24 protein-coding genes are annotated in these 24,788 nt (G+C 46.7%); 21 read left to right on the top strand and 3 right to left on the bottom strand.

Annotation, left to right across the window (positions count from 1 at the left end):
• Positions 1–10 precede the first annotated feature (10 nt).
• Positions 11–751: an SDR family NAD(P)-dependent oxidoreductase gene (locus HP548_RS27530; RefSeq protein WP_175383392.1), complete on the bottom strand. Its 741-nt coding sequence runs from the start codon at positions 749–751 to the stop codon at positions 11–13.
• Positions 752–915: 164 nt separating this feature from the next.
• Here HP548_RS27530 and HP548_RS27525 point away from each other — a divergent pair, with 164 nt between their 5' ends.
• From HP548_RS27525 to crcB (HP548_RS27510), 4 genes are read left to right on the top strand one after another with little or no spacing between them, the layout of a single operon-like run.
• Positions 916–1,794: a LysR family transcriptional regulator gene (locus tag HP548_RS27525; protein WP_076287760.1), complete on the top strand. Its 879-nt coding sequence runs from the start codon at positions 916–918 to the stop codon at positions 1,792–1,794.
• Positions 1,795–1,847: 53 nt separating this feature from the next.
• Positions 1,848–3,155 carry a replication-associated recombination protein A gene (locus tag HP548_RS27520; RefSeq protein WP_076287761.1) on the top strand — a complete coding sequence of 436 codons (1,308 nt, stop codon included), beginning with the start codon at positions 1,848–1,850 and terminating at the stop codon, positions 3,153–3,155.
• A 28-nt stretch (positions 3,156–3,183) separates the two neighbouring features.
• A complete protein-coding gene (gene crcB / locus HP548_RS27515; protein WP_099856789.1) occupies positions 3,184–3,585 on the top strand; it encodes a fluoride efflux transporter CrcB in 402 nt (133 codons plus the stop codon).
• Positions 3,582–3,941, top strand: a complete 360-nt coding sequence (gene crcB / locus HP548_RS27510; protein WP_076287763.1) for a fluoride efflux transporter CrcB — start codon at positions 3,582–3,584, stop codon at positions 3,939–3,941. Before crcB (HP548_RS27515) ends, crcB (HP548_RS27510) begins: the two co-directional genes overlap by 4 nt.
• Positions 3,942–4,085: 144 nt before the next feature.
• Here the strand turns inward: crcB (HP548_RS27510) and mnmA are convergent, their stop codons facing one another.
• Positions 4,086–5,207 (bottom strand): tRNA 2-thiouridine(34) synthase MnmA, encoded by a 1,122-nt coding sequence (mnmA, locus tag HP548_RS27505; protein ID WP_175383391.1) that lies wholly within the window; start codon positions 5,205–5,207, stop codon positions 4,086–4,088.
• A 322-nt stretch (positions 5,208–5,529) separates the two neighbouring features.
• Here mnmA and cymR point away from each other — a divergent pair, with 322 nt between their 5' ends.
• From cymR to HP548_RS27425, 16 genes are all read left to right on the top strand, one after another.
• Positions 5,530–5,949: a cysteine metabolism transcriptional regulator CymR gene (cymR, locus tag HP548_RS27500; RefSeq protein WP_076287765.1), complete on the top strand. Its 420-nt coding sequence runs from the start codon at positions 5,530–5,532 to the stop codon at positions 5,947–5,949.
• Positions 5,950–6,073: 124 nt separating this feature from the next.
• Positions 6,074–7,225, top strand: coding sequence for a cysteine desulfurase family protein (locus HP548_RS27495; RefSeq protein ID WP_076288261.1), 1,152 nt, complete (start codon positions 6,074–6,076; stop codon positions 7,223–7,225).
• A 164-nt stretch (positions 7,226–7,389) separates the two neighbouring features.
• Positions 7,390–7,911 carry a PRC-barrel domain-containing protein gene (locus HP548_RS27490; protein WP_024633069.1) on the top strand — a complete coding sequence of 174 codons (522 nt, stop codon included), beginning with the start codon at positions 7,390–7,392 and terminating at the stop codon, positions 7,909–7,911.
• Positions 7,912–7,921: 10 nt separating this feature from the next.
• On the top strand, positions 7,922–8,131 hold the full coding sequence (locus tag HP548_RS27485) for a hypothetical protein (protein ID WP_024633070.1): 210 nt from the start codon (positions 7,922–7,924) through the stop codon (positions 8,129–8,131).
• A 252-nt stretch (positions 8,132–8,383) separates the two neighbouring features.
• Positions 8,384–9,451 (top strand): AI-2E family transporter, encoded by a 1,068-nt coding sequence (locus HP548_RS27480; RefSeq protein ID WP_076287766.1) that lies wholly within the window; start codon positions 8,384–8,386, stop codon positions 9,449–9,451.
• 422 nt (positions 9,452–9,873) lie between these two features.
• The gene (alaS, locus tag HP548_RS27475; protein WP_175383390.1) at positions 9,874–12,504 is read left to right on the top strand and encodes an alanine--tRNA ligase; all 2,631 of its coding nucleotides are present in this window, start codon (positions 9,874–9,876) and stop codon (positions 12,502–12,504) included.
• A 175-nt stretch (positions 12,505–12,679) separates the two neighbouring features.
• Complete coding sequence (locus HP548_RS27470) at positions 12,680–12,940, top strand: IreB family regulatory phosphoprotein (protein WP_024633073.1); 261 nt, start codon at positions 12,680–12,682, stop codon at positions 12,938–12,940.
• Positions 12,909–13,049: a hypothetical protein gene (locus HP548_RS27465; RefSeq protein WP_175383389.1), complete on the top strand. Its 141-nt coding sequence runs from the start codon at positions 12,909–12,911 to the stop codon at positions 13,047–13,049. Before HP548_RS27470 ends, HP548_RS27465 begins: the two co-directional genes overlap by 32 nt.
• A gap of 16 nt (positions 13,050–13,065) precedes the next feature.
• On the top strand, positions 13,066–13,482 hold the full coding sequence (gene ruvX / locus HP548_RS27460) for a Holliday junction resolvase RuvX (RefSeq protein WP_076287768.1): 417 nt from the start codon (positions 13,066–13,068) through the stop codon (positions 13,480–13,482).
• A gap of 12 nt (positions 13,483–13,494) precedes the next feature.
• Positions 13,495–13,794: a DUF1292 domain-containing protein gene (locus HP548_RS27455; RefSeq protein ID WP_024633075.1), complete on the top strand. Its 300-nt coding sequence runs from the start codon at positions 13,495–13,497 to the stop codon at positions 13,792–13,794.
• The gene (locus HP548_RS27450) at positions 13,795–14,109 is read left to right on the top strand and encodes a DUF1292 domain-containing protein (RefSeq protein ID WP_024633076.1); all 315 of its coding nucleotides are present in this window, start codon (positions 13,795–13,797) and stop codon (positions 14,107–14,109) included.
• 79 nt (positions 14,110–14,188) lie between these two features.
• The gene (gene mltG / locus HP548_RS27445; RefSeq protein WP_217504826.1) at positions 14,189–15,229 is read left to right on the top strand and encodes an endolytic transglycosylase MltG; all 1,041 of its coding nucleotides are present in this window, start codon (positions 14,189–14,191) and stop codon (positions 15,227–15,229) included.
• 15 nt (positions 15,230–15,244) lie between these two features.
• Entirely contained in the window at positions 15,245–16,174 is a 930-nt protein-coding gene (locus HP548_RS27440) for a peptidase U32 family protein (RefSeq protein WP_175383388.1), read from the top strand.
• 17 nt (positions 16,175–16,191) lie between these two features.
• Positions 16,192–17,520: a peptidase U32 family protein gene (locus tag HP548_RS27435; protein ID WP_076287770.1), complete on the top strand. Its 1,329-nt coding sequence runs from the start codon at positions 16,192–16,194 to the stop codon at positions 17,518–17,520.
• Positions 17,521–17,755: 235 nt separating this feature from the next.
• Positions 17,756–20,038 (top strand): methyl-accepting chemotaxis protein, encoded by a 2,283-nt coding sequence (locus HP548_RS27430; protein ID WP_246318226.1) that lies wholly within the window; start codon positions 17,756–17,758, stop codon positions 20,036–20,038.
• Positions 20,039–20,161: 123 nt separating this feature from the next.
• A complete protein-coding gene (locus HP548_RS27425; RefSeq protein ID WP_175383386.1) occupies positions 20,162–21,970 on the top strand; it encodes a peptidoglycan D,D-transpeptidase FtsI family protein in 1,809 nt (602 codons plus the stop codon).
• On the opposite strand, the gene HP548_RS27420 is transcribed toward HP548_RS27425, so the two are convergent.
• On the bottom strand, positions 21,949–23,145 hold the full coding sequence (locus HP548_RS27420) for an AI-2E family transporter (RefSeq protein WP_076287773.1): 1,197 nt from the start codon (positions 23,143–23,145) through the stop codon (positions 21,949–21,951). The genes HP548_RS27425 and HP548_RS27420 overlap by 22 nt on opposite strands.
• A gap of 186 nt (positions 23,146–23,331) precedes the next feature.
• On the opposite strand from HP548_RS27420, the gene HP548_RS27415 reads away from it, so the two are divergent.
• Complete coding sequence (locus HP548_RS27415; RefSeq protein WP_175383385.1) at positions 23,332–24,732, top strand: polysaccharide deacetylase family protein; 1,401 nt, start codon at positions 23,332–23,334, stop codon at positions 24,730–24,732.
• Positions 24,733–24,788 lie beyond the last annotated feature (56 nt).

Here is a 24,788-nt window from a genome sequence, read left to right as displayed (position 1 = left end):
CTTCCCGTGCTCATAACGTCTGACCACTATCTACTGTAATCAGTTGTCCGGTCATGGATGGTTGCTCTAGCGTGGCGCATATCATATGTGCAATATCTCCGCTTGCCGCTATTCGCTGCAATAATAACTCACCGCCCAGACGATGCATCTGTTCTTCCTTTCCTGCCCACCAACGGGTCGCGACTGCACCCGGAATGATGGCGTTAACCCGAATAGCGGGGGATAGCGCATGTGCCAAAGACTTCGTCAAACCGTGTACTGCTGCTTTGGAAACTGCGTAAGGAAGGGATGACCCGGATCCTGTGCTGCCAGCTATACTGCCAAGGTTAACAATTGCCCCTTGGCCTGCTTGGTGCATTCCTTTCGCTACAGCTCGTGCGCAGTAAAACATGCCCTTAACATTGACGTCATAAAGTTCATTCCATATGTCATCCGTTACGGATTCCAGATCCATCATTGGGATATGATGCGTAATGCTGGCGTTATTGACGAGTGCGGTCACAGGTCCAACTTTTTCAGTGATCAAGGACACCATTTGACGAACCTCGACATCGGACGCAACATTGGCCCGAACTGCAAAAGCATGACCTCCCGCATTCAGAATATGTTGTACTGTCTCTTCGGCCTCATCCTGGGAACGAGAGTAATTAACGGCGACGGTGGCTCCATGATTAGCGAGCAGTATACTGGCAGCTCGGCCTATACCTGTACCGCCTCCGGTTACCAAAGCTACGGTGTTCGTCCAGTTCATCATCATTAACACTCCTTAAGTGAACTCAGCGAACAGGAAGTTGCTGTGTTCTAATCTCCCCTGATTGTAGCTTGAAGCAGTCATACAGTATAATGATTGTTAATGGATTTGATATCATTTTGAATGATGTCTGGATGGATATAGTCATAGCTGGGAGGTTTACAATGGAGAGTGGGGATTTAAGGATATTTCAATGTGTCGCACAAGAAGGGAATCTGACCAGAGCTGCGGAGCGCCTCGGTTACGTGCAGTCCAATGTCACAGCAAGGATACGACATCTGGAATCCGAAGTAGGGACACTGCTATTTATCCGTCATAATCGGGGGATGACGTTATCTCCAGCCGGTGAGATGTTACTGACGTATGCGGATAAAATTGTAGGCCTGCTCGATGAGGCAGGTAAAGCGTTGAGCTCTACAATTGAACCTTCCGGACCACTACGCATAGGCTCCACGCAAACTGCCGCAGCGGTCCGTTTACCTGAGCTTTTTTCCAAATATTATAAACAGCATCCGGCTGTCTCCTTATCTTTGACTACAGGTAACTCCCAAGTGCTTATGGATCAGGTTATTGGGTATGAATTGGAAGGGGCGTTTATCGGTTGTTCATGTGATCACCCTGATATTTCTTCTACTCCCGTATTCGATGAAGAACTATTCGTTGTCTCATCTGGGATGGGACCGGAAGACGAAGAACTCACCAGTAAACCGATTCTGGTCTACAGCATGGGATGTTCGTATCGTCAGATTTTGGAGGAATGGTTATCAGTTAGCGGTGTAACCCGTCCGGTCATTATGGAATTTGGAACCCTTGAAGCGATTATTAGCGGGGTGACATCCGGCATGGGAATTTCACTGTTACCCGAAATCGTCATTCGGAATCAGATTGAAAATGGATTACTGCGCAAGCACACCCTCCCGGTAGGTATGAATCGTATGATGACTCATTTTATTACGCGCAAGGATGCTTTTGTCAGCAGTGCGCTTGGCGCATTTATGGGTATGCTGCCGCGGGAGTATGATATGATAGAGAATAGCGATTAAACAGAATTTAATAAGGAACAAGTAAAGGCAATCCGTTAAGGAAGTGATGAGCAATGGATTTATTTTCGTTTCAGCAAGATTCAGAACCTCAAGCAAGACTGCTTGCTGACCGTATGCGGCCAGAGCGGCTTGATGAATATATTGGGCAAGAGCAGATTATTGGACCGGGAAAATTACTTCGGCGCGCCATTGAAGCGGATCAGATCTCGTCCATCTTGCTTTATGGTCCTCCGGGATGTGGCAAGACAACACTGGCACATATTATTTCCCAGCATACCCAAGGACAGTTCGTCCGTCTGAATGCGGTGGATGCTTCTGTCAAAGATGTACGTGAAGTCATTGAGCAGGCGCAAACGAACAAGCAGTTGTATGGAACAAAAACCATTTTGTTCCTTGATGAAGTACACCGGTTTAATAGTTCACGTCAGGATGCACTGCTGCCTGCAGTAGAGAAGGGCACAATTATTTTTATCGGTGCTACGACAGAGAATCCCTTTCATTATGTGAATGGGGCCTTGATGAGCCGTTCCACGCTATTTCAGTTGGAGTCTTTGAACAAAGAGCATTCCCTGATTGCAATGCGCCGGGCACTGGTGGATGTGGATAAAGGTTTGGGATTCATGGACCTGCAGGCAGATGACGAGGCATTGGAGCATATTGCGACGATGGCAAATGGCGATATTCGGCGTGCGCTGAATGCCTTGGAACTTGCTGCACTGACTACCCCGCCAGAGAAGGATGGCTCGATTCACATTACACTTGATGTAGCTGAAGAATCCATACGCCGTCCGATTGTGAAGGCAGATGAATCGACACAATATGATGTACTGTCGGCATTTCATAAAAGCATCCGGGGTTCCAGTGATGCAGCACTGTTCTGGTTTTTGTATGCGGTAGAGAAGCTGGGCATGGATCCGATGACGTTTATACGTCGTCTGATTGCAGCGAGCAGTGAAGATATTGGACTTGCGAATCCGCAAGCGATGACCCAGGCCATTGGGGCGCTGGATGCTTATCGCAATAATGGCTGGCCTGAAGCCAAGCTGAACATTGCCCAAGCGATCCTGTTTGCTGTTGAAAGTCCGAAGTCCAATGCGGTGTATACTGCGATCTCGAAAGCAATGAATGCCATCGATGAGGTGAAATCGGCTGAGGTCCCTCTTCATCTGAGGGATACCCATTATTCCGGTGCAGTGAAGCTGGGGCATGAAGGCTACCAATACCCTCACAATTATCCGGGCCATTATGTGAAGCAGGAATATTTACCGAAACAGCTCTCACGGCGCATTTTCTATGAAGCAACAGAACAAGGCAATGAATCGAAGATTCGTCTAAACCAGCAGCGGCGCAGAGAGCTGTAAGACCGATGACCCGGGAGATGCTTGAACAATGAAAGAAATATTCTATATTGGAATCGGCGGAATTTTGGGTACATTATGCCGATATGGGATACAGTTATGGATGCCAGCAGCCAATGAAGGCTTACCTTGGGCAGTGCTGCTGATCAATGCCATTGGGAGCCTGTTTTTGGGTTGGTTCTTCACCATAGCTGTTCCAGGTAAAATAACGCCTCAACTTCGTCTTGCGATTGGAACGGGGTTTACAGGGGCATTCACCACATTCTCCACTTTTACTCTCGATATGGTCCGTTTATCTGAAGGAGGAATGTGGGGTAAGGCTGTTATATATCTCGTTGTGAGTTTACTCGCAGGGTTATTACTGTGTGCATTGGGGATTAAGGTTGGTCAGCGAATGCTGGGTAAACCGACGCAGGATGGTGTTGCACGATGATCATCTGGATTGGTTTTGCAGGAATGCTAGGTGCGGTGCTTCGCTACAGTTTGGGTCGATGGATATCCGGTTCGCTCGGAACGGCCTTCCCATGGGGGACATGGGTTATTAATATCAGTGGTTCTCTGTTACTTGGATTGCTCTATGGCTGGCATCAGTCAGCTTCAATCCCAGACGCAGTCTGGGTGATAGGGGGTACTGGATTTTGCGGAGCGTATACCACATTCTCTACGTTTGGATATGAAACCCTTGGTCTGATGGGGCAGGAACGTTACTTCAGAGCAGTTATATACGTCACAAGTTCGGTACTGATGGGGGTTGCGGCATCTTTTACAGGAGTGTGGCTGGCTGCATAATTGAAAATAATTATTTTTTTTGCAGGAAAAAGAAGGAAAAAAGCCATCCGTCATGGTATACATGAAAGATGGCTTTTGTTATAGGAATACAGGGTATTGTGCAAAATCCATACGGGGATGGATTCATTTCTGTTATTGAATCTATTACAGCGCCGGTACAGGAACTTTTTGAACCTGATCGATCGTTCCGCCGCCGAGACATACATCTCCATCATAAAACACAACGGCTTGACCAGGCGTGATCGCTTTTTGCTGTTGGTCGAACTGTACATTCACGCTGCCATCTTCCTGCCATGTCAGGGTTACACCCTGATCCGGCTGACGATAGCGGAATTTGGCGGTACAACGGAATGGTACGTTAGGCATGTGTGCTGCACCTGCGATCCAGTTTACACCTGTTGCAGTCAGACCGGTTGAATACAGGCTTGCATGTGCGTCGCCTTGAACGACAAGCAGTTGATTTTTCTCCAGATCCTTGTCTGCCACGAACCAGGGTTCACCATTACCGGAACCGCCAATGCCGAGACCTTGACGTTGTCCAAGCGTATAGTACATCAGACCATCATGACGGCCCTTCACTTCTCCGGTTGCAATATCAACCATGTCTCCACCTTTGGCTGGAAGATAGTTGCTCAGGAACTCTTTAAAGTTGCGCTCGCCGATGAAGCAGACACCTGTGCTATCTTTTTTCTTCGCGGTGTACAGGCCAGCTGCTTCTGCAATCTTGCGCACTTCCGGTTTAGGAAGATGACCAATTGGGAACATGGCTTTGGACAGCTGGTTCTGATTCAGTGCATTGAGGAAGTACGTTTGGTCTTTGTTACTGTCCACACCGCGCAGCAGTTTGAACGTTCCATCTTCTTCAATGAGGCGAGCATAGTGGCCTGTAGCCACATAGTCAGCACCGAGATCCAGTGCTTTGTTCAGGAATTCGCCGAATTTGATCTCACGATTACACATGACATCAGGATTCGGAGTCCGACCCGACTTATATTCATCAAGGAAATAGGAAAATACTTTATCGAAGTACTCTTTCTCGAAGTTGACAGTGTAGTAAGGAATGCCGATCTGTTCGCAAACCCGGCGTACGTCCTCTGAATCTTCTTCAGCGGTACAGTGGCCGAACTCGTCCGTGTCATCCCAGTTTTTCATGAAAATGCCGATGACATCGTAACCCTGCTCCTTCAGCAGCAGTGCGGTGACGGAAGAATCGACACCTCCGGACATGCCAACGACGACCCGTGTATTTTCAATTGTTTTGGACATCGTTATCACCATTTCTCTATATAAATGTGTTTCGTTTCTTATTCTAGCATAACCGGACTCAAGTTACGATACACCCGGCCAACTTTGGATAGTGTCCACCACAGGCGCACATTTTGGAATTTCGTCAATCTTTCTTTTCCATAAAGCATGCAGATATGTTAACATTAGTTGAGGGTTATGATCGGAATACGGAGGATTAGAGGGATTAGGTCTGTATTTTCATATCCCGCTGTGGCGGATCCTGGAAAGACGGTCTTGGACCACATCCTGTTATTTTATGTTTCACAACTTGTTTTTTCGAAAATTGAAAGAGGTGACTCCTTTGAAAATATCGACAAAGGGCCGTTATGGGCTCACAATCATGATGGAGCTGGCAGCCAGAACAGGCGAAGGCCCGACATCTTTGAAAAGTATTGCCGAGCGCAACCAGCTCTCGGAGCATTATCTGGAGCAATTGATCGCTCCCCTGCGTAATGCAGGACTGGTCAAAAGTATCCGTGGCGCCTACGGCGGTTACATTCTGGCAGGCGATCCTGCTACCGTAACGGCAGGGGATGTTATTCGTGTACTGGAAGGTCCAATCTCTCCAGTGGATTTCACAGAGGAAGATGACCCAGCGAAGCGCGATTTGTGGTTGCGCATCCGTGACAGCATTGCAGAAGTATTGGATTCAACAACGCTGAAGGATCTGATTACATTCCAAGATCAGGAACAAAAAGACTCCTACATGTTCTATATCTAAAATAGTTGATGATGAGCATCACAGACGACACACTAAAGCCCCCATATTGGGGGCTTTAGCCGTGCAACAAGCTTCTTTATGGTTTGAAAAATATGAAAGTCCAACATATAACGGGGTGAAATCAATGAAAAGAATATATTTGGATCACGCCGCATCGACACCTATGCACCCACAAGTCGCGGAAGCGATGATGAAAGTTATGACAGGGCAATATGGCAATGCATCAAGTATCCATGCCTTTGGGCGTGAAGCCAAACGGACCGTCAGTGGAGCAAGGGATGTCATTGCGGCGTCTTTGGGTTGTTTCCCAGATGAACTCGTATTTACCGGAGGCGGCACGGAAAGTGACAATCTGGCGATATTTGGCGCAGTTTCAGCGAGAAACGAACGGGGACGGCACATTATTACAACAGCCATTGAACATCATGCGGTACTGCATACTTGTCAGGAACTGGAGCGACAAGGCTATGACGTGACCTATTTGCCTGTAGATGAATACGGAAGAATACGTCTGGAAGAGCTGAAAGATGCCATCCGGCCAGATACAGTGCTGATCACCATGATGTACGCCAATAATGAAGTGGGCACGATTCAGCCTATCCGCGAAATTGGTGAACTGGCTCGTCAACATGATATTTTGTTCCATACCGATGCAGTTCAGGCTCTTGGCACCCAAGAAATTTCCTGCAAGGAACTGCCTGTGGATATGATCAGCTTCTCTGCTCATAAAATTAATGGCCCTCAAGGCGTGGGTGCACTATACGTACGGCGCGGAATTGTCCTAGAAGCGAGATCTCATGGTGGCCTTCAGGAACGGCAGCGACGTGCAGGTACCGAGAATATAGCGGGTATCACTGGCTTTGCGGAGGCGTTGAAAATATCAGGAGAACAAGCGGAGGCACGCCTTGAACATGATCTGACATTGCGATCATTACTGCTGGAACAATTGGAGCAGCATGTAGGGTTGGAACAATTCCACGTCAATGGACATCCGGAATTTACGCTGCCTAATATCCTGAACATCAGCTTTCCGGAAGTATCAACGGAGACGATGCTCATGAATCTGGATATGGACGGCATCGCAGTTGCGAGCGGTTCGGCATGTACTTCCGGTTCCCTCGAAGTATCCCATGTACTCAAAGCGATGAAGTTGCCGGAGACATTTTTGCAATCCGCGATTCGTTTTAGCTGGGGGTTGGGTAATACTACGGAAGAAATCATGATAACCGCCGAAAAAATTGGAACCATTCTTGGGCGACTGCGTAATAGAGCCTAAGGGGCTCTTTGCACATGGAACAGAAGGAGGGAAGAAGTTCCATTTCATCGGTTGGATAGAAGCGGTTTTGATGATCGGCGTCTGATTGCCACTCATCAACTTTGGGCATACCTAGCAATAGCGCCGCGACTATTTAATGATAAGAAGATGAGGGGGACCCTGCGATGAAGCTTCAGGAAATGATCGGACTTGCCGTTTTTGACGTTGAGGATGGGAAGCAGGTCGGTAAAATCCAGGATTTCATTGTGAATGACGATTGGAAAATTGAAGGCATTGAACTTGAAAACAAAGGCCTGTTTACCAGTCATGTCAAAATCGTGCAGTGGCAAGATATCGTTGCCTACGGCGAAGATGCCGTCATGATCCGTAATCAACAGGCTGTCCGCAAAACGGGAGCCGACGACATAAAACACACGTACCTCCTCGGCCAGTCTAAATTGAAGGAGATGTCCGTGCTCACCGAAGAAGGTTTGCTGCTTGGACGTGTCTCTGATGTTTATTTTGACCAGGAGTTGGGAAATACAATAATAGGGATTGAAATTACGGACGGTTTTGTGTCCGATTTGATTGAGGGCCGCAAATGGCTGCCATGTACAAGCGATATGTCTATTGGGGAAAGTGCCATTATGGTGCCGCCGCTGAGTGAACAGCGCTTGGAAAATGCCATTCATTCTGTTAATGGATAGGTGAATGAATATGAAATGTCCAAACTGTAGTTCCAAAGATATTGGGAAAATCGGTTCCCACCAGTTTTATTGCTGGGGATGCTTTATCGAATTAACAGTGAACGGTGAGAAAATGTCTGTATACCAAGTGGAAGAAGACGGCACGCTCAGTTCCCTCGATGATCTTTTCTTCGGGGAAGAGCTGCCGCAAGACTTCCCTCATCTTCATGCTTCTTCTTAATAAGAAGTTTAACTTCTTCTATATGCGGTTTCATGACAAAGACTGTCATTGAATGCTGTCATGAAATGATGACAGATGTATATAGCTGCGGTTACATAGTGGTTCAAGGGAACTTGTATGAATATATGCTAACCCGGATCACAAGATGCGTCTCCTTCATCATGAAGGGGGCGCTTTTTTTTGTGCGTTAATAAATATTCCCTTCCTTACATATACTGACTTTCAGAGCCAGTCCAAAAGGGAGAGATGCAAGTGGAGCAATTAACCAAAAACAAGCTGTTCCGTTATGCCATCTGGCTGCTGCTCGGATTGATTATTCTGTATTTTATCTGGCTGCTGCGGCCATTACTGCTTCATATATATGGATTTCTGAAAACAGTGCTGGCACCATTTATCGTGGCTCTCATCATATCCTATGTTCTCAATCCGATTGTAAGCATGCTGGGAGGGCGCAAAGTCCCTCGAACTATTGCCGTGTTGTTAATCTATGCTTTTTTCCTCACCTGTATCGGGGTCATCCTGATGAATGTCATTCCGGTGTTGATTGAACAGTTGGAGGAACTGAACGAGCATATGCCGGAGCTGTCGATGCGTGCCCAGAGTCTGATGAACAATATGGATCACAAATTAATGCCGCCAAGTGTGCGCACAGGTATGAACAGCTGGTTTTTCCAGATGGAGGATCGGCTGACCCAGGGGATTACAAAGCTGATGGATAATATCGGGACAACCATTAATGTGTTGTTCAATGTGTTTATCGTGCCATTTCTCATTTTCTATATGTTAAAAGATTTTGAGGTGTTCGAGCGTACGATTGTGGCGTACCTGCCCCGCTCACGGCGCAAGGCCATTGTTTCGGTTATGAAAGAGATTGATACGGCCTTGGGAAACTATATTCGCGGACAGTTTATCGTCTGTGTGATTGTGGGCATCTTTGCCTATATCGGTTACATCGTCATTGATATGCCTTATGCGCTTCTGCTCGCAAGCATTGTCGCTGTATTTAACATCGTGCCTTATTTGGGGCCGTTTCTTGGAGCTGCTCCAGCAGTAGTGATGGCGTCTACGGTATCGTTCAAAATGGTGCTCTTCGTTGTCATTGTGAACACACTGTGTCAGGTGCTGGAGAGCAACGTCATCTCCCCTCAAGTGGTAGGGAGGACTCTGCATTTGCATCCGTTGTCGATTATCTTCGCGCTCCTTGTGGGAGGCGAACTGGCGGGCATAGTGGGTCTCATTCTGGCGGTGCCAGTCTTTGCTGTTCTGAAAGTCATTGTGCAGCACTTTTTTGCCTATTACATCAAACGAAGAACGGACTGATCGTAGCAACAGTTTAGTCCTAAAGGGTGCGTTGACACCATATAGGCATATCGATATAATGGAGGGGTATGTTTAGAACAAGAAATCGATGATGAAATGAAGTACGCCGAGGGTTCCTTTCCTCAGAGAATAGACTTCTTCGGATCAGATGTAATCTGAGTCCGATGGCTGGAAGAGTCTTGAAAGTTGAAACGGCGGAAAGCTGATTTCGGAGTGCAGGACAACCCTGCCGGGAGCGACCGTTATTTCGCATCAACGAGGAGATTGTTTGTTTCATCTGCGGATGAACAGCAATAACCAGGGTGGTACCGCGATTATAATCGTCCCTGACTATCAGGGGCGTTTTTTGTGTTTGTTTTTACTTGTTAACAACCCGGAGCGAATATGCACCGGACTATTATAATTAATTGGGGGCACACCGTATGAAAGCCAGTGAAATCCGGTCCAAATGGATAGAGTTTTTTGCAAGTAAAGGTCACAAAATCGAGCCAAGCGCATCGCTTGTACCTCATAATGATCCATCCCTTCTGTGGATCAATGCGGGTATGGCACCATTGAAACCGTATTTTGACGGTCGGGAGAAACCGGAGAACCCGCGTCTCGCCAACTCCCAAAAATGTATTCGTACCAACGATATTGAAAATGTCGGTAAAACTCGCCGTCACCATACGTTCTTCGAAATGCTCGGTAACTTCTCCATTGGAGACTACTTCAAGGAAGAGACGATTACTTGGGCATGGGAATTTCTCACAAGCAAAGAGTGGATCGGTTTTGATCCGGAACGTCTCTCCGTAACGGTATACCCTGAAGACGAAGAGGCCTTCAAACTGTGGAACGAAAAAGTAGGCTTACCTGCCGAGCGTATCATCAAACTGGATGAAAACTTCTGGGATATCGGCGAAGGCCCGTGTGGACCTTGTACTGAAATCTTCTATGATCGCGGCGAAGCTTATGGCAACGACATGAATGATCCTGAAATGTATCCAGGTGGGGAAAACGAACGTTATCTGGAAGTGTGGAACCTGGTATTCTCCCAGTTCAACCATAACAAAGATGGTAGCTACACACCGCTTCCTAACAAAAATATTGATACAGGTGCGGGTTTGGAGCGTTTTGCTTCGATTCTGCAAAATGTGGATTCCAACTTCGACACAGACCTGTTCCAACCGATGATTCAGAGAACAGCGGCACTTGCCGGTGTGAAATATAATGACAGCGTAGAAATTGACGTTGCACTGAAAGTTATTGCCGACCACATTCGGACCGTTGCCTTTGCTGTAGGTGATGGCGTTCTGCCAAGCAATGAAGGACGCGGATATGTCATTCGCCGTTTGCTCCGTCGTGCCGTACGTTACGGAAAAGTATTGGGACTCGACCGTCCATTCCTGTATGAACTGACAACGACTGTTGGTGAAGTGATGGGGATGTACTATCCGGAAGTCGTGGACAAACAGGAGTTTATCGCTAAAGTGATCAAAACCGAGGAAGAGCGTTTCCACGAAACACTCACAGATGGTCTGGCTATCCTGGCTGATATCAGCAGCACAGCCAAGTCCGAAGGACGTACGGTTATTAGCGGGCCTGAAGCGTTCAAACTGTATGATACGTACGGTTTCCCGTTTGACCTGACAGAAGATTATGCAGCAGAGCATGGTTTGACGGTAGATCGTGAAGGTTTTGATGCTTCCATGCAGAAGCAGCGTGAACTTGGTCGTGCAGGACGCCAGGAAAACGAGAGCATGAAGGTTCAAGGCGGACCGCTTGCTGATCTGGCGGTTAAAAGCGAGTTTGTTGGTTATAATGACCTGTTGACGGAAGCTAAAGTGGTAGCCATCGTTGCTGGTGACGCACTGGTAGACTCCGTAAGCGAAGGACAGACATGCCAGGTCATCCTTGACAAGACACCGTTCTATGCGGAAAGTGGCGGACAAGTGAGTGATCAGGGCTTGCTGCGCGGAGCAAGTGTAACGGCGAAAGTGCAAGGCCTGTTCAAAGCTCCGCTGGGACAACACGTACATTTGGTGACTGTAGAGTCCGGTGAACTGCGTGTAGGTGATGTGGTTAAAGCTGAAGTGGATGCGTCCAAACGCGGCGATATTATCAAAAACCATACCGCAACCCATTTGCTGCACAAAGCGCTCAAAGATGTGCTTGGAACACATGTAAATCAGGCAGGATCACTCGTAGAGCCTCAACGTCTGCGTTTTGACTTCTCGCACTTCGGCAGCATTACGCCGGAAGAATTAACAGAGATCGAGCGTCAGGTAAACGAACAGATCTGGAATCGTCTGAACGTAAACATTGAACTGAAAGCTATTGATGAAGCCAAAGAAATGGGCGCAATGGCATTGTTCGGTGAAAAATATGGCGATATCGTACGTGTGGTACAAGTCGGAGATTATAGTTTGGAACTTTGTGGCGGCTGTCACGTAAATAATACATCAGAGATCGGTATCTTCAAGCTGGTGAGCGAGAGCGGAATCGGCTCCGGCGTACGTCGGATCGAAGCTGTTACTGGCCGTGGCGCGTATCTGTATGTAGAAAGTCAGCTTGAATTGCTCAAACAATCCGCATCCCTGCTCAAAGCAAATGTGGCGGATGTACCTAAACGCATTGAAGGTCTGAATCAGCAATTGAAAGAAGCTGCGAGAGAGACTGAATCACTGCAAAGCAAGCTGAGTGCCATGGAAGCAGGCGCATTGACAGATCAAGTCGTACAAGCAGGAAACACACAATTGCTTGCAGCTCGTGTGGATGCTCCGAACATGGATGCACTGCGTACAGTGGCTGATGAATTAAAAGTAAAACTGCCGAATGCAGTACTCGTACTGGGTGCTCCAGCTGACGGCAAAGTGAATTTCGTTGTAGCTGTCCCTGCTGAACAGGTAAAACAAGGGCTGCATGCAGGTAAAATCGTCAAGGAAGTTGCGGCAGTTTGCGGCGGCGGAGGTGGCGGACGTCCTGATATGGCGCAAGCCGGAGGCAAGGATGCAAGCAAGCTGGATGAAGCGTTGAAACTGGCGGTTTCTTTAGTTAGCGGGCATACTGCATAAAGCGTATGAGTGGCTTTCAAGCGCCAAATTATGCTGAAGCCAGTAAAGGACAAGCAAAAAACACAATTGGCTTATCCTTTGTTTACTTGTGGCAGTCAGAATATGTTATTATATAAGCAGAAATCAATTCGGCAGGACATGGTCCCCATGTTCATGCAGGAGCGAGGTGTCATCAATGGACTCCATGGATAAGACGGTTAAATTTAATGTGAAAGCCGACGAGCAGGAAGCATCCTCCAAAGAGATTCTTCTCACGGTATATGATGCACTGGTGGATAAGGAGTATAATCCTATTAACCAGATTGTCGGGTATCTGATTTCTGGAGACCCCGCATACATCCCTCGTCACAACAATGCACGCAGTCTGGTCCGTAAAAAAGAGCGTGATGAGCTGATTGAAGAGCTTGTTCGTTCTTATCTGGCCAATCACCGGTAATGTACACCGCTTCCGCTGTGATGCAGCTATGCAGGCAGCGGGAAATGAACCGACAGAAGACAGCCTGAAGCTTGAGAAGGCGAATATTGTTCGACCTGAGCAGGCTTGAGGATGGGAGAGCATGGATGAAAATATTAGGTTTGGACTATGGGGACCGGAGAATCGGAGTTGCCGCTAGTGACGCCTTCGGTTGGACTGCCCAGGGATTGGAAGTACTTGAACGCCGCCGGGATGAAGGTGAGTTCGCTCGGATTGCGGAGCTTGTGCGTGAGCATGAGATCGGCGAGATTGTTGTCGGACTTCCCAAAAACATGAACGGCACCGTAGGGCCGCGTGGTGAAATATGCATTGCTTTTGCCGAACGCCTGCGGGGCGAACTGAATTTACCTGTTCACCTTTGGGATGAACGACTGACAACCATGGCAGCAGAACGAACGTTGCTTGAAGCGGATGTCAGTCGCAAAAAACGCAAGCAGGTTGTGGACAAAATGGCCGCAAGCTTGATTTTGCAAAATTATTTGGATGCCAATAGTAAAAGGTGAGGGGGATCAACAATGGCTGAAGATCAACTGGGTATGGAAGAAGAATCGGAGATTATTTACATTGCGGATGACGAGGGTAATGAAGAGGAATTCGAAGTCATCATGAAATTCGAAGTGGACGGTTCGGAGGCCAAGTACATGATGGTTGCTCCGGTTGAACCCGAAGATGGAGAGACGGATGTTTACGCATTCCGTTATGAAGAAGAGGGCGACGATATCAAACTTTTCGTCATCCAAGATGATGCCGAATGGGATATCGTCGAGGAGACGTTTAATACATTTCTTGCAGAAGATGAAGAGGAAGCGAACTAAATGACAGAATACAGCCGCGAAGACTTGAAATGGACAGATTCGCTGCGTCTGGCTTTTGGTGCTCACGTTGAGCTGGAAGAAGAGAACGGTAAATCGCATCCGTATGACCTGCTGGCTGAGTTTGAAGTGAAGGGCCAACAGTATGCGGTGCTCCGCAGTTCATTACGTCCTTATGACGAAGTTGAACTTCTGCGGGTTTTACCGGGAAGTGAAGGCCAGATCATGCCGGAATTAGTTACGATTGACGATGATGATGAGTGGGAGAACATCTCTGAACTGTATGATGAGTGTACACTCCCCATTGACGAAGATTGATTGATCAGCTTCAAATTGAAGAAACCGGAAGGGCGGAGAAGTCCGCTCTTTTTGGTTGTGTAAAGGAGTTGTGTCTTTTTTGAAGGGAAAAGCGATATTAGTCTTTCTGCTTATCATCGTGGTCGTTGCTGGAGGCGCTGGCGTATATGTCTGGAGCATAATGCGTCCCGTACAAGCATCCACAGAACCGATCGTTTTCGAGATCAAGAGCGGGTCAGGAACTTCCAAAATTGCCGACCAGTTGGAGCAGGAAGGTCTGATTCGAAGTGGTTTAGCATTTAAGGGATACCTGAAATGGAAGAAACAAGGATCGAATTTTATGGCAGGTACATATTCCTTAAATCCAGGTGTGTCATATGATGAGATTATTAATAAGTTAAGTAACGGTGAAGTTGTGCCTGAGGAAATGGTGAAATTTACGATTCCGGAGGGTTATACCGTTTTGCAAATGGCGGGTAAGCTTTCTTATGAGCATGTCGTAGATCGAGATGAATTCATCAAGCTGGCTAATGATCCTTCGGCCTTTGATGTAGATTTCGTCAAAAATATTCCAGTGGATGAAGAACTTCGCTACGTATTGGAAGGGTATCTGTTCCCGGAAACGTATGAGCTGAAAAAGGGAAGTTCCACGCATGATGTGATGCAACGGATGTTGGAAGAATTTCAGACCAAGATTAATTCCATTCCTGATTTGGAAGCCAAGCTCCAAGAGAAGAACCTTTCCCTGCATGAACTGCTGACCATTGCGTCACTGGTGGAAAAAGAAGTTGTAGTGGATGAGGAACGTGCTCTGGTTGCCGGGGTAATCTACAATCGGATTAATCAGGATATGAAGCTGGAGATTGATGCTACCGTGCAATATCTGCTCGACAAGCCGAAGGAGCGGTTGTTTTTCAAGGATCTGAAGGTACAGAGTCCCTATAATACGTATCTGAACAAAGGGTTGCCACCAGGTCCAATTGCCAGTCCAAGTCTTCCGTCCATTGAGGCAGCGCTAAATCCGGAAGCTTCGGAGTATCTGTTCTATGTGACGAAAAAGGATGGCTCGTCTGGACATCTGTTTGCCAAAACGTATAAGGAACATCAGCAAAATATAGCCAAAAGTAAGGCTGCGCAATAAGCGGAGGGGATGTATATGAGTACGAAACATGAACTGCTCGTTACGGCGGCAAATGTGAAAGAGGCAGAGGTGCTGCTCCAAGCAGGAGCAGATGCTTTGTTAATTGGGGATGATCGCTTCGGCATGCGTCTTCCCGGCAGCTTCAGTGTGGAAGAAACAGCAGAGGTCGTTGCCGTTGCAGCGAAACATCAGGCTCGTGTATACGTGTCTATGAACAATCTGATGTCCAATGAGTTGTTAAAGGAATTACCTGAATATGTTCAAGCACTGGGTAAAATCGGTGTGCATGGGGTGGAGTTCAACGACCCATCTGTGCTCGCCGCTATTAAGGAGCATGCTCCTCATATCCAGCTGCACTGGAACGCTGAGATGACATCGACCAACTATGCAACTGCCAACTACTGGGGAACCAAAGGCGCGAGTCGTGTTGTGCTTGCTCGGGAGTTGAATATGGACGAGCTGACGGAAATGGTTCCATTTCTGAAGGTAGAAGCCCAGGTTCAAGTGCATGGCATGACGAACATTTATCATTCCAAACGGAGTCTGGTGCAAAGTTATATGTCCCATCAGGGGCGTCCTGTAGAAGGGCATTTGGGTAAAGAGCGTGGTTTATTTCTGATCGAGGCCGAACGTCGGGATGAGAAGTTCCCGATCTATGAAGATGTAAACGGAACTCACATTATGAGCTCCGAGGATATCTGTATTCTCGAAGATCTTCATCTGTTGATGGAGGCCGGGGTACACAGCTTTAAAATCGAAGGCATGTTAAAACCACTTGCGTATAACGAAGCTGTTGTACGTGCATACCGTATAGCTCTGGATAGTTATGCGGCTGATGCCGATGCTTATGCATTTTGTGAAGAATGGCTGGACGAGGTTCGTCAATTGCAGGACCCTGAACGGGAATTGTCGTTTGGATTTTTCTATAAAGAACAGGTGTATTAATAGACGAGGTGAACAACATGGAAACAGTGGCGGTACAGCGGAAGTTCTCGGGTAAACGTAACCGTCTGGACAAACCGGAGTTGCTTGCTCCGGCGGGCAATCTGGAAAAACTTAAATTTGCAATCCATTATGGTGCGGATGCTGTGTATATCGGTGGACAGGCATACGGATTGCGTTCCAACGCGGATAACTTCAGCTTTGAAGAAATGCGCGAGGGTGTGGAATTCGCCAAAAAATATGGAGCCAAAGTTTTCGTGGCAACCAATATTTATGCTCATAATGAAGATATCGAAGGTATTCAAGCGTATTTGCAAAACTTGTATGATGCAGGAATAGCAGCTATTATCGTAGCAGATCCAGCAATTATTGAAGTGGCTCAGCGTGCAGTACCGGGTCTGGAAGTGCATTTGAGTACACAACAATCCACTCTGAACTGGCAAGCTGTGAAGTTCTGGAAGGATGAAGGTCTTCCACGCGTCGTTCTTGGTCGTGAGACAAGCTTTGAGGAGATTGAAGAAATCAAAGCCAATGTGGATATCGAGATCGAAGCCTTTATTCATGGAGCGATGTGTTCGTCATATTCCGGACGTTGTGTGTTGTCCAACCATTTTACGGATCGTGACTCCAACCGGGGTGGCTGCTGCCAATCCTGCCGCTGGAAGTATGATCTCTTTGAAGATGCCCGGGAAGATACCGTGTGGGTCAGCGAAGAAGAAATGCAAATGCAGGCACCTGCACCATTCAAATTGGGCGAGAACCAGCTGCCCCTATTCCAGGAACAGGACAATTCTTTTTCCATGGGTTCGAAGGATCTGTGTATGATTGGGCATATTCCTGAGCTGATTGATGTTGGTGTGGATAGCTTCAAAATCGAAGGTCGCATGAAGTCGATTCACTACGTGGCTACCGTGGTTAACGTATATCGTCAGGCTATCGATTCTTATATGGCTGACCCGGAGAACTATGTATTGAAGCCTGAGTGGGTAGAGGAAATGAATAAGGCAGCGAATCGTCCACTGAATACCGGATTTTTCTATGATACACCGGATCATGAGGATCACATCTATGAACCGGAAGAAAAAGCGGTACCTTTTGACTTTGCTGGATTGGTTATGGACTATGATGCGGCTACAGGAATGGCGACCATTCAACAGCGCAATCATTTCAAACCTGGACAGGAGATCGAATTTTTCGGTCCGGGAGGCCACTTTTTCAAACAGGTGGTTGGGGAATTGCAGGATGAAGAGGGCAACGTAATCGATGCAGCCCGTCACCCGTTACAGCGTGTAAAAATGAAGGTGGATCAACCTGTGTCCTACTTTGATATGATGAGAAAAAAGAAGTAGGTTCAAATGCCTAGTTTTTAACAAAATAATATTATGTTTTAACAATATAGTGTTATAAAATTTACAAATTCGACCTCCGTATATCGGTATATGGGGGTCTTTTTTTTATAGAAAAATAGGAAAAAAGTTGTAATAAATTTCGAAAAAACGAAAGGGGAAAGGAGAAAGCTGTCGAATACTACATATTTATAGGGGAGAGAAAGAAAAATCTAACAAGTAAATTACTGGCAGGTGAATGGGATTGGTTCAAAAGAAGCAGAAGGACAGTGGGGAAGAGTTGACAACACCCGAGAAGGTTAAGCCCGAGAAGGTTCAGAAAGTGAAGAAAGAAAAAGGTGTTAAAAGTAAGACAGGGGATGCTTCAAGCAAAAAGTCTTTTACATTGAACTCAGGTAAGCTGAAGTCGGGGTGGAACAAGACAAAAAACCAATTGAAAAAGCAGAACTGGAAAAATGTTGGGGGAACCACGTTTACACAGATTAAGAAGGCTAATCCGGTTAAATCGGTAGGCGTTAAGCTGTTTTTGGTCTTTTTTGTAGGAATCATGTTTTTTGTCATTGGTTTAGGTCTATTATCCTATGCTAAAGCCAAAGATACGATTGAGAAGAATGCATCCCGATCAAATCAGGAAACGATTGAACAAACCAAACAAAAAATGGACATTATCCTGGAACGGTTTGTAGACACATCTACACAAATTTTCTTCGATCCGGAAATGCAGTCCTTGCTTCAAAAGATGTCTGATAAGAATTTGTCAGCATATGATACGTTTGTGAATTCAAGCTCCATCAACAAACAATTATCGAATATTGCTTTTACGAATAAATCTATGGAAGCGATTTATCTTGTGCCTACAGACGAAACAAGGTCTACCATGGGCACAGGTAGCAGCAGTTCTTCCATGGGCGACATTCGGAATGAGAGCTGGTACGACGAGTTGGTACAAGCAGGTGGATATCGCTGGCTTCCAACGGAAGTCAAAGAGGATGGCAGCACACCAACGTTCCGAATTGCCCGTTCAATGAAGAACCTGCAAGGGACAACCCAGTCCTATGTGTTAATCATTGAATTGAAATTGGAGGTTCTGGAGCAGCAATTGAAATCACTTGACTTGGGTGAAGGCGCAGTCCTCCAGCTCATTGCTCCGGACAATAAGGTAGTAGCTTCAACGATTGCTGATCGTACAGGGAAAGATACAGATTTGGCTTTTATAAAAGAGTTGAAAGAAAAATCCGGCAGCACAAATACGGAGTATACGGTGGATGGAAATTCAACCAATATGCTGGCGTCATACAGCACCATGGATACATCCGATTGGAAACTGATTGGGATGGTTCCAACTTCGATCCTGGTGAAAGATGCCAAGGGTATTCTTACACTGACTTTGTGGATGGCATTGATTGATGCCATTATTGCGATACTGATCGGTATTTGGATGGTTCGCATGATTGCCCGCCCAATGGGCAAATTGAAAGATCTGATGCAAGAAGGTGCAAAAGGGAACCTCAAGGTGCGTACACCTTATAGCTCCCAGGATGAAATTGGCCAATTATCGGCTGCATTCAATCTGATGATGGAGCAAATTACGAAACTCGTGGAGCAAACCAACCGATCTGCACAGGAAGTATTGGATACTGCTTCTGAGCTAAGCAGTGCATCCAAGAAAACAGCAGTCTCTGCTTCAGAGATTGCCGTTGCCACTGAAGAAATTGCAGGTGGAGCAAGCAGTTTGGCAACAGAAGCGGAGCGTGGAAACGAATTGACCGACAATATCTCCCGTCAGATGGAGAGTGTGGTCGCCGCAAATGAACAAATGGGTGATTCAGCCCGCCATGTAGAGAAATCCAGTCAGACAGGTACACAGCATCTGAACCAGTTGATGACCAAAACACAGAAGACAGAAGAAATGATTGGTGCGTTGGTAAACAAAGTGGATTCCTTGAAAGAGAGCACATCCTCTGTTCTGAAGGTGCTTGACGTCATGCAGAATATTACCAAACAAACGAACATTCTCTCCTTGAATGCAACAATTGAAGCCGCTCGTGCTGGTACAGCTGGACGCGGGTTCATGGTGGTAGCAAATGAGGTTCGTCAGTTGGCTGAACAATCCAGACAGTCCATTGATATGGTCGGCGACATTACAGACAAGATTATGACCGAAATGAATGAGACGGTAGATCAACTGTCTGCAGCTTATCCATTATTTAAGGAACAGATGGATGCCGTAAAAGATACCAATGTAATATTTGCTTCAGTACAGCAACAAATGGGTGCTTTTGTTGAGAGTCTGAGCATGGTCACTGGCTCAATCGGAGATTTGAATCAATCTCAAGGTACGTTGTCCGAAGCGATGAGTAATGTCAGCGCAGTAGCTGAACAATCTTCTGCAACGTCCCAGGAAGTTGCCTCCTTGAGCAGTGAACAACAAAATATCAGCAACCAACTGGTGAATTTGTCAGCAAAACTAGAGAATGTATCGACAGAATTGAAAGATACATTGTCTCGCTTTACAGTCTAATTTGAACCTGTTTGCTTCATTTGAGAAGCCTGTCCCTAATAAGGGACAGGTTTTCTTGTTGTTGCCGAATAATTCCATTCCGAATAAAGAATACTATGCCAAAACGCTGAACGGGGTGTCCTGATGCATGTACAACTGAAGCGGCGCATTTATATTACATGTATTCTTCTTACGGGTTTGTTTATTTTGCTTATGATTCGTTTGGCTTGGGTTCAGGGCATTCAAATCAACCGCACGATGCCAGGATTTCAACGTACCGTTCGTGAAATGTCTGTATTGCAGCGAGAGCGTGGAGTGGTTCTGGATACGGGACGAGGACAGTTTACCGATTATAAGGGGCAGCCCCTAACAGGCAAGCTGGAATGGGGGTTGGTCCTTTTTCCGCATTCAGATCAAACAAGTCATGCATATCTATCCACAATGGCAAATTCGGAAGTTAAGGAATTGGCGGCTCTCTTACATACTGATGTGAAGTCGTTACAAAAGGAATGGAGTCAAGGAAACGCACCCCATTTCTGGACAGCAGGTGCCAAACAGCCGAGTACGTTGACCGATTCTCAGGTTGCCCGACTACGTGAATTGAAGGCAGACGGAGCGAGTGTGTATCCTCTCATGACACGTTATGGACAAGCAGCTACGGGCATGCAATGGTTGGGTTATCTTGCTGAACAGCCTGGGTTCTCGAATGTGCAGTCGGGTCACAAAAATGAGGTGAAGCAGCCTTTTGCCATGAAATCTGGAGCAGCTGGGTTGGAAAGAACAATGGAGCCTTTATTGATGGGCATTGGGCCTACCCTGTTAACACGCATGGTTACAGGTTCAGGAGAAGTTATTCCGGATATCCAGCCACGCGTGATTGCCCCCTCCAATACACACTATCCATTGCATGCAGAGACGACGATCAATATCGATGTGCAGCAAGGGATAGAGCAGATTGTGAAGAAGTCCGGAATGAAGGAAGGAGCTATCGTTGTGCTGGATGCAGCCAATGCAGACGTACGTGCAATGGTTTCGGCGCCGTTCTATGATCCGCAGCATGTGGACCCCAAACAAACGGCTTGGTCAAATCGTGCCGTGCAGGGGGCTGTACCGGGTTCCATATTCAAAATCGTTACAGCAGCGGCAGCGTTGGAATATCACGCTGTATCCAAAGGGGAGACTTTCCATTGTGGTGGTGAGTGGGGGAAATATGGTCTGTCATGCTGGAAGGAGCATGGACATGGTACATTGAATCTAGAGCAGGGATTTGCCGAATCCTGCAATATTGTTTTTGCTGAAACTGCTCGTCGGTTAAGTATGGAGCAGTTGGAACGTACGGCGGATGCTTTGGGATTGGCACGTCCAGTTGGCTGGGAGGGGAAGCAGGTCGCAGGTATGTCGGTACTGCATCATTTTGATCACGAGGAAGCAGGAAGAGTGAGACTGCCATCCGTGTCTCCTCAGGATGAAGGAGCCAAGGTACAGACGGCTATCGGTCAGCGGGACGTTCTGGTGACTCCATTACAAGCGGCCAATCTGATCGTTACACTCTTGCATGATGGCAAGGTGAGTGCTCCACGCCTTGTTCAGCGTATCCGATATGCTGATGGCGATACGATGCTGGATATGCCGATACATGATTCACCATCTTCAGCAGGACGGATCTCTCCAGCTACAGCGCATCAGCTGTTATCTTGGATGAAGAAGGTCGTTAGTGACGGAACGGGAAAATCCCTGCAACATGCACGGTGGCAGGTGGCAGGGAAGTCAGGCACAGCACAGGTACAGCAGCGCGGAGAGAAACGTAACCATCAATGGTTTATCGGGTATGGGCCAACGGAACATCCCAAATATGCTGTAGCTGTCCTTGTCCAAAACGTTGCTCCAAGCAGCCGTCATCAAGCAACGGCGATGTTCAGAAAAGTGATGGATTATTTAGCTGAATCCTCATAATTACCGGGAGGAGCAGGTTCTTGCACCGAAGGCTCAGCATTCATACCAGAGGTGGTGCTACCCGGTGTGTCCATCACTAATGGGGAAGATTCGAATTCATCCTTCGGCAAGTGAATCCATTGCTGGAGATATCCTTGTTGCAGTAGTTCTTTAAGCAGAATCAGCAGCACCGGAGACAATACCACACCGGCTAGGCCAAAGACGGAGAGCGAGATCAGCATAAAAGAAAGCATCAAGTAAGCGGAAGAGACTCCGATTGAATTACCCGATATTTTGGGCTCCAGCAATTGGCGTGTCAGCATGGTTACAGCAAGAACTACAATTAGGCCAATCGCAAGGCTGCTATTCCCCACAATGAACAGATACACAATCCACGGAATGAATATAACTGGAACACCCAGTAAAGGTACAAGGTCAAAAACGGCGCAGATGGCTGCGATGGTGAAGGCATTGGCAGTTCCCAGAATTAACAAGCCTGCATAAATCAATACAAAAGTAATCAGCATCATAATCATCTGGGCCTTCAAATACGAACGGATCGTCTTGAATACATGATTACGCATAAAATCAATAGCCAGCTTCAACGTTTTTGGCGTTTTGGCCCGGGCAAATTTCCGCCAGGATTCAATTTCAATGCTGAGAAAGAACGCGAGAATAATGGCAATCCCGAAATTAGTAATAAAGGAAGAAAATGAACTGAGAAAACCGATGACGAATTGCGCACCACTGGTTACCCATTTGGAGAGGAATCCGGTCAGTGTAGCAAAATAGTCATTAACCTTATCGGTTATTCCGTCAGGTAAGGCATCAGACTTGTCCTGGATGAAATAAACCAGATTGGTGAATTCACGCTGAATCATCTCGATATAATAAGGGAAATTATCTTGCAAATTAGAAATTTGGGATACGATAATTAATCCCAATCCAAAAAAGGCAGCAACAATAACTGCAAGAAACAATAACACTGAAATGGCGGCACCCAAGGTTTTGGGCAATCCTTTGCGATGCAGAAATCTTGCCAGAGGTTCGATCATCCAATACACTATAAATGAAAGAAAAACTGGCGCAGCCAATTGATATAATCGACTGAAACCGTACATGATAAAGTACACGGTTAATACGAGCAGCGCAATGTCAAAGACGGTGCGCCCGTATTTTTTGTAAAGCGGCAGCATGGGCAGGGCTCCTTTATACGTCATTAAGGTAAAAATTAGGATGCATTTATTGTACACGATAGCTATCTTTTTGGGAAAAGAGGATTCAAGAAAAGGCTGAATTATGATAAAATTAAAGGCGGTTTATTTTGGTTAGTGCTATATTATGGCACGGTAATTCAGCAAGAGAAGCGGGGAGTTTGTAGCATGACAAATTTACTTCAGAGCATATTACTGTGGTTATTGTACATTTCATCGTTTTACGCCTTTATTCCGAGTTTAGTTAGCAGACTTTTCGGTTTTCGTGTGTTCAGGCGCGGGAGAAGTGAGACGGAGTTTTCCTTAACATTTGATGATGGGCCGGATCCGGAATACACACCCAGATTGCTTGATTTACTGCGTCAGTATGAAGCAAAGGCAACGTTTTTTGTAGTCGGCGAGCATGCAGCCCGTCATCCCGAGCTTATTCAGCGTATACATGAGGAAGGTCATCTTCTCGGAATTCATAATTATATTCATAAAACGAATTGGTTGATGCGGCCGCGTACGGTTCGAGATCAAATTCAACGAACAGGTCAGATTATTCAAGGGGTAACGGGGGTAAAAACTTGTTATTATCGTCCACCATGGGGCATTATGAATCTGTTTGATTTCTTCAGTAAAAAAGATCGCCGTATTATTCTGTGGTCGTCCATGTTTGAGGACTGGAGAAGCAGTGTGGGCGTTGAGAAATTGACGGAACGGATGTTGAAGGAGCTAAGGGGCGGAGAGGTCATGTTACTGCATGATCGAGGGACTACTCTAGGCGCTGATGCACACGCGCCGGAGCAGATGCTTCAGGCGCTCGAAGTCGTATTGCAGGAAGCAAACAGGCAGCATTTGCACAGTGTACGCATCGATACGTTGATGGGAGGCGTTACGGTGAGCGAATCTAAAAGTACAGGTCAACCACAAACACATTTATCACCTTGGAAACGTATGGTTGTTGCGTTATGGCTAGGCTGGGAGAAGTTGTTTCATTGGGTATACCATTTGCATACAGCATCGCCAGAGGACCCATTGTTACACTACCGCTCCCGCGTATATCATGGAGCATTGGTTGAAATGAATGACGGTCATGTGATTCGTAACGGAGATCCGGTTATTGAACTTCATTTTGATAATAAAAAGCTTTTCGATCTAGGTATGACTTCACGCTCAAGTATGCATCTGGCCATTCGCATGATTCGGGCCATGGAACAGCAGCTTCCTGATTTGGCCCGGCAGGTCGCACTTGAACCTGAACTTCGTTCAGCCAAGGCTCTATACGGTGTGAGTATGATTAACCGGGGACCGGAGAAATTTGGGTTTACGGTTCGGGAGTTAGCTCCTGGTCCGTTCAGTTCTGCATCCAAAGTGTATCTGAAACTTCTGCTAAGCGTCATTCATCCGGCTGGAACGAAACGTCTGAAGCAGCGATCCGAACAATTGGTTCCCAAAATGATTGCCATGCCGCTTGATGTACTGCTGGATCGATATGGTCAGCACGCATTGGTAGCAGCGACAGTGGAACAGTCCTCAGAGGAATTGTTGGTTCCTGAACAGGATTTTGTACCTGAACGAAACTGAATGCGAAATAAATAAAGAAAAGGGTTGCCCTTCGCCGAAGTCGGCTGAAGAGCAAC

The sequence above is a fragment of the Paenibacillus taichungensis genome, assembly GCF_013359905.1.
Taxonomy (GTDB): domain Bacteria; phylum Bacillota; class Bacilli; order Paenibacillales; family Paenibacillaceae; genus Paenibacillus; species Paenibacillus taichungensis.
This window is presented reverse-complemented; position numbering and strand designations above follow the sequence as displayed.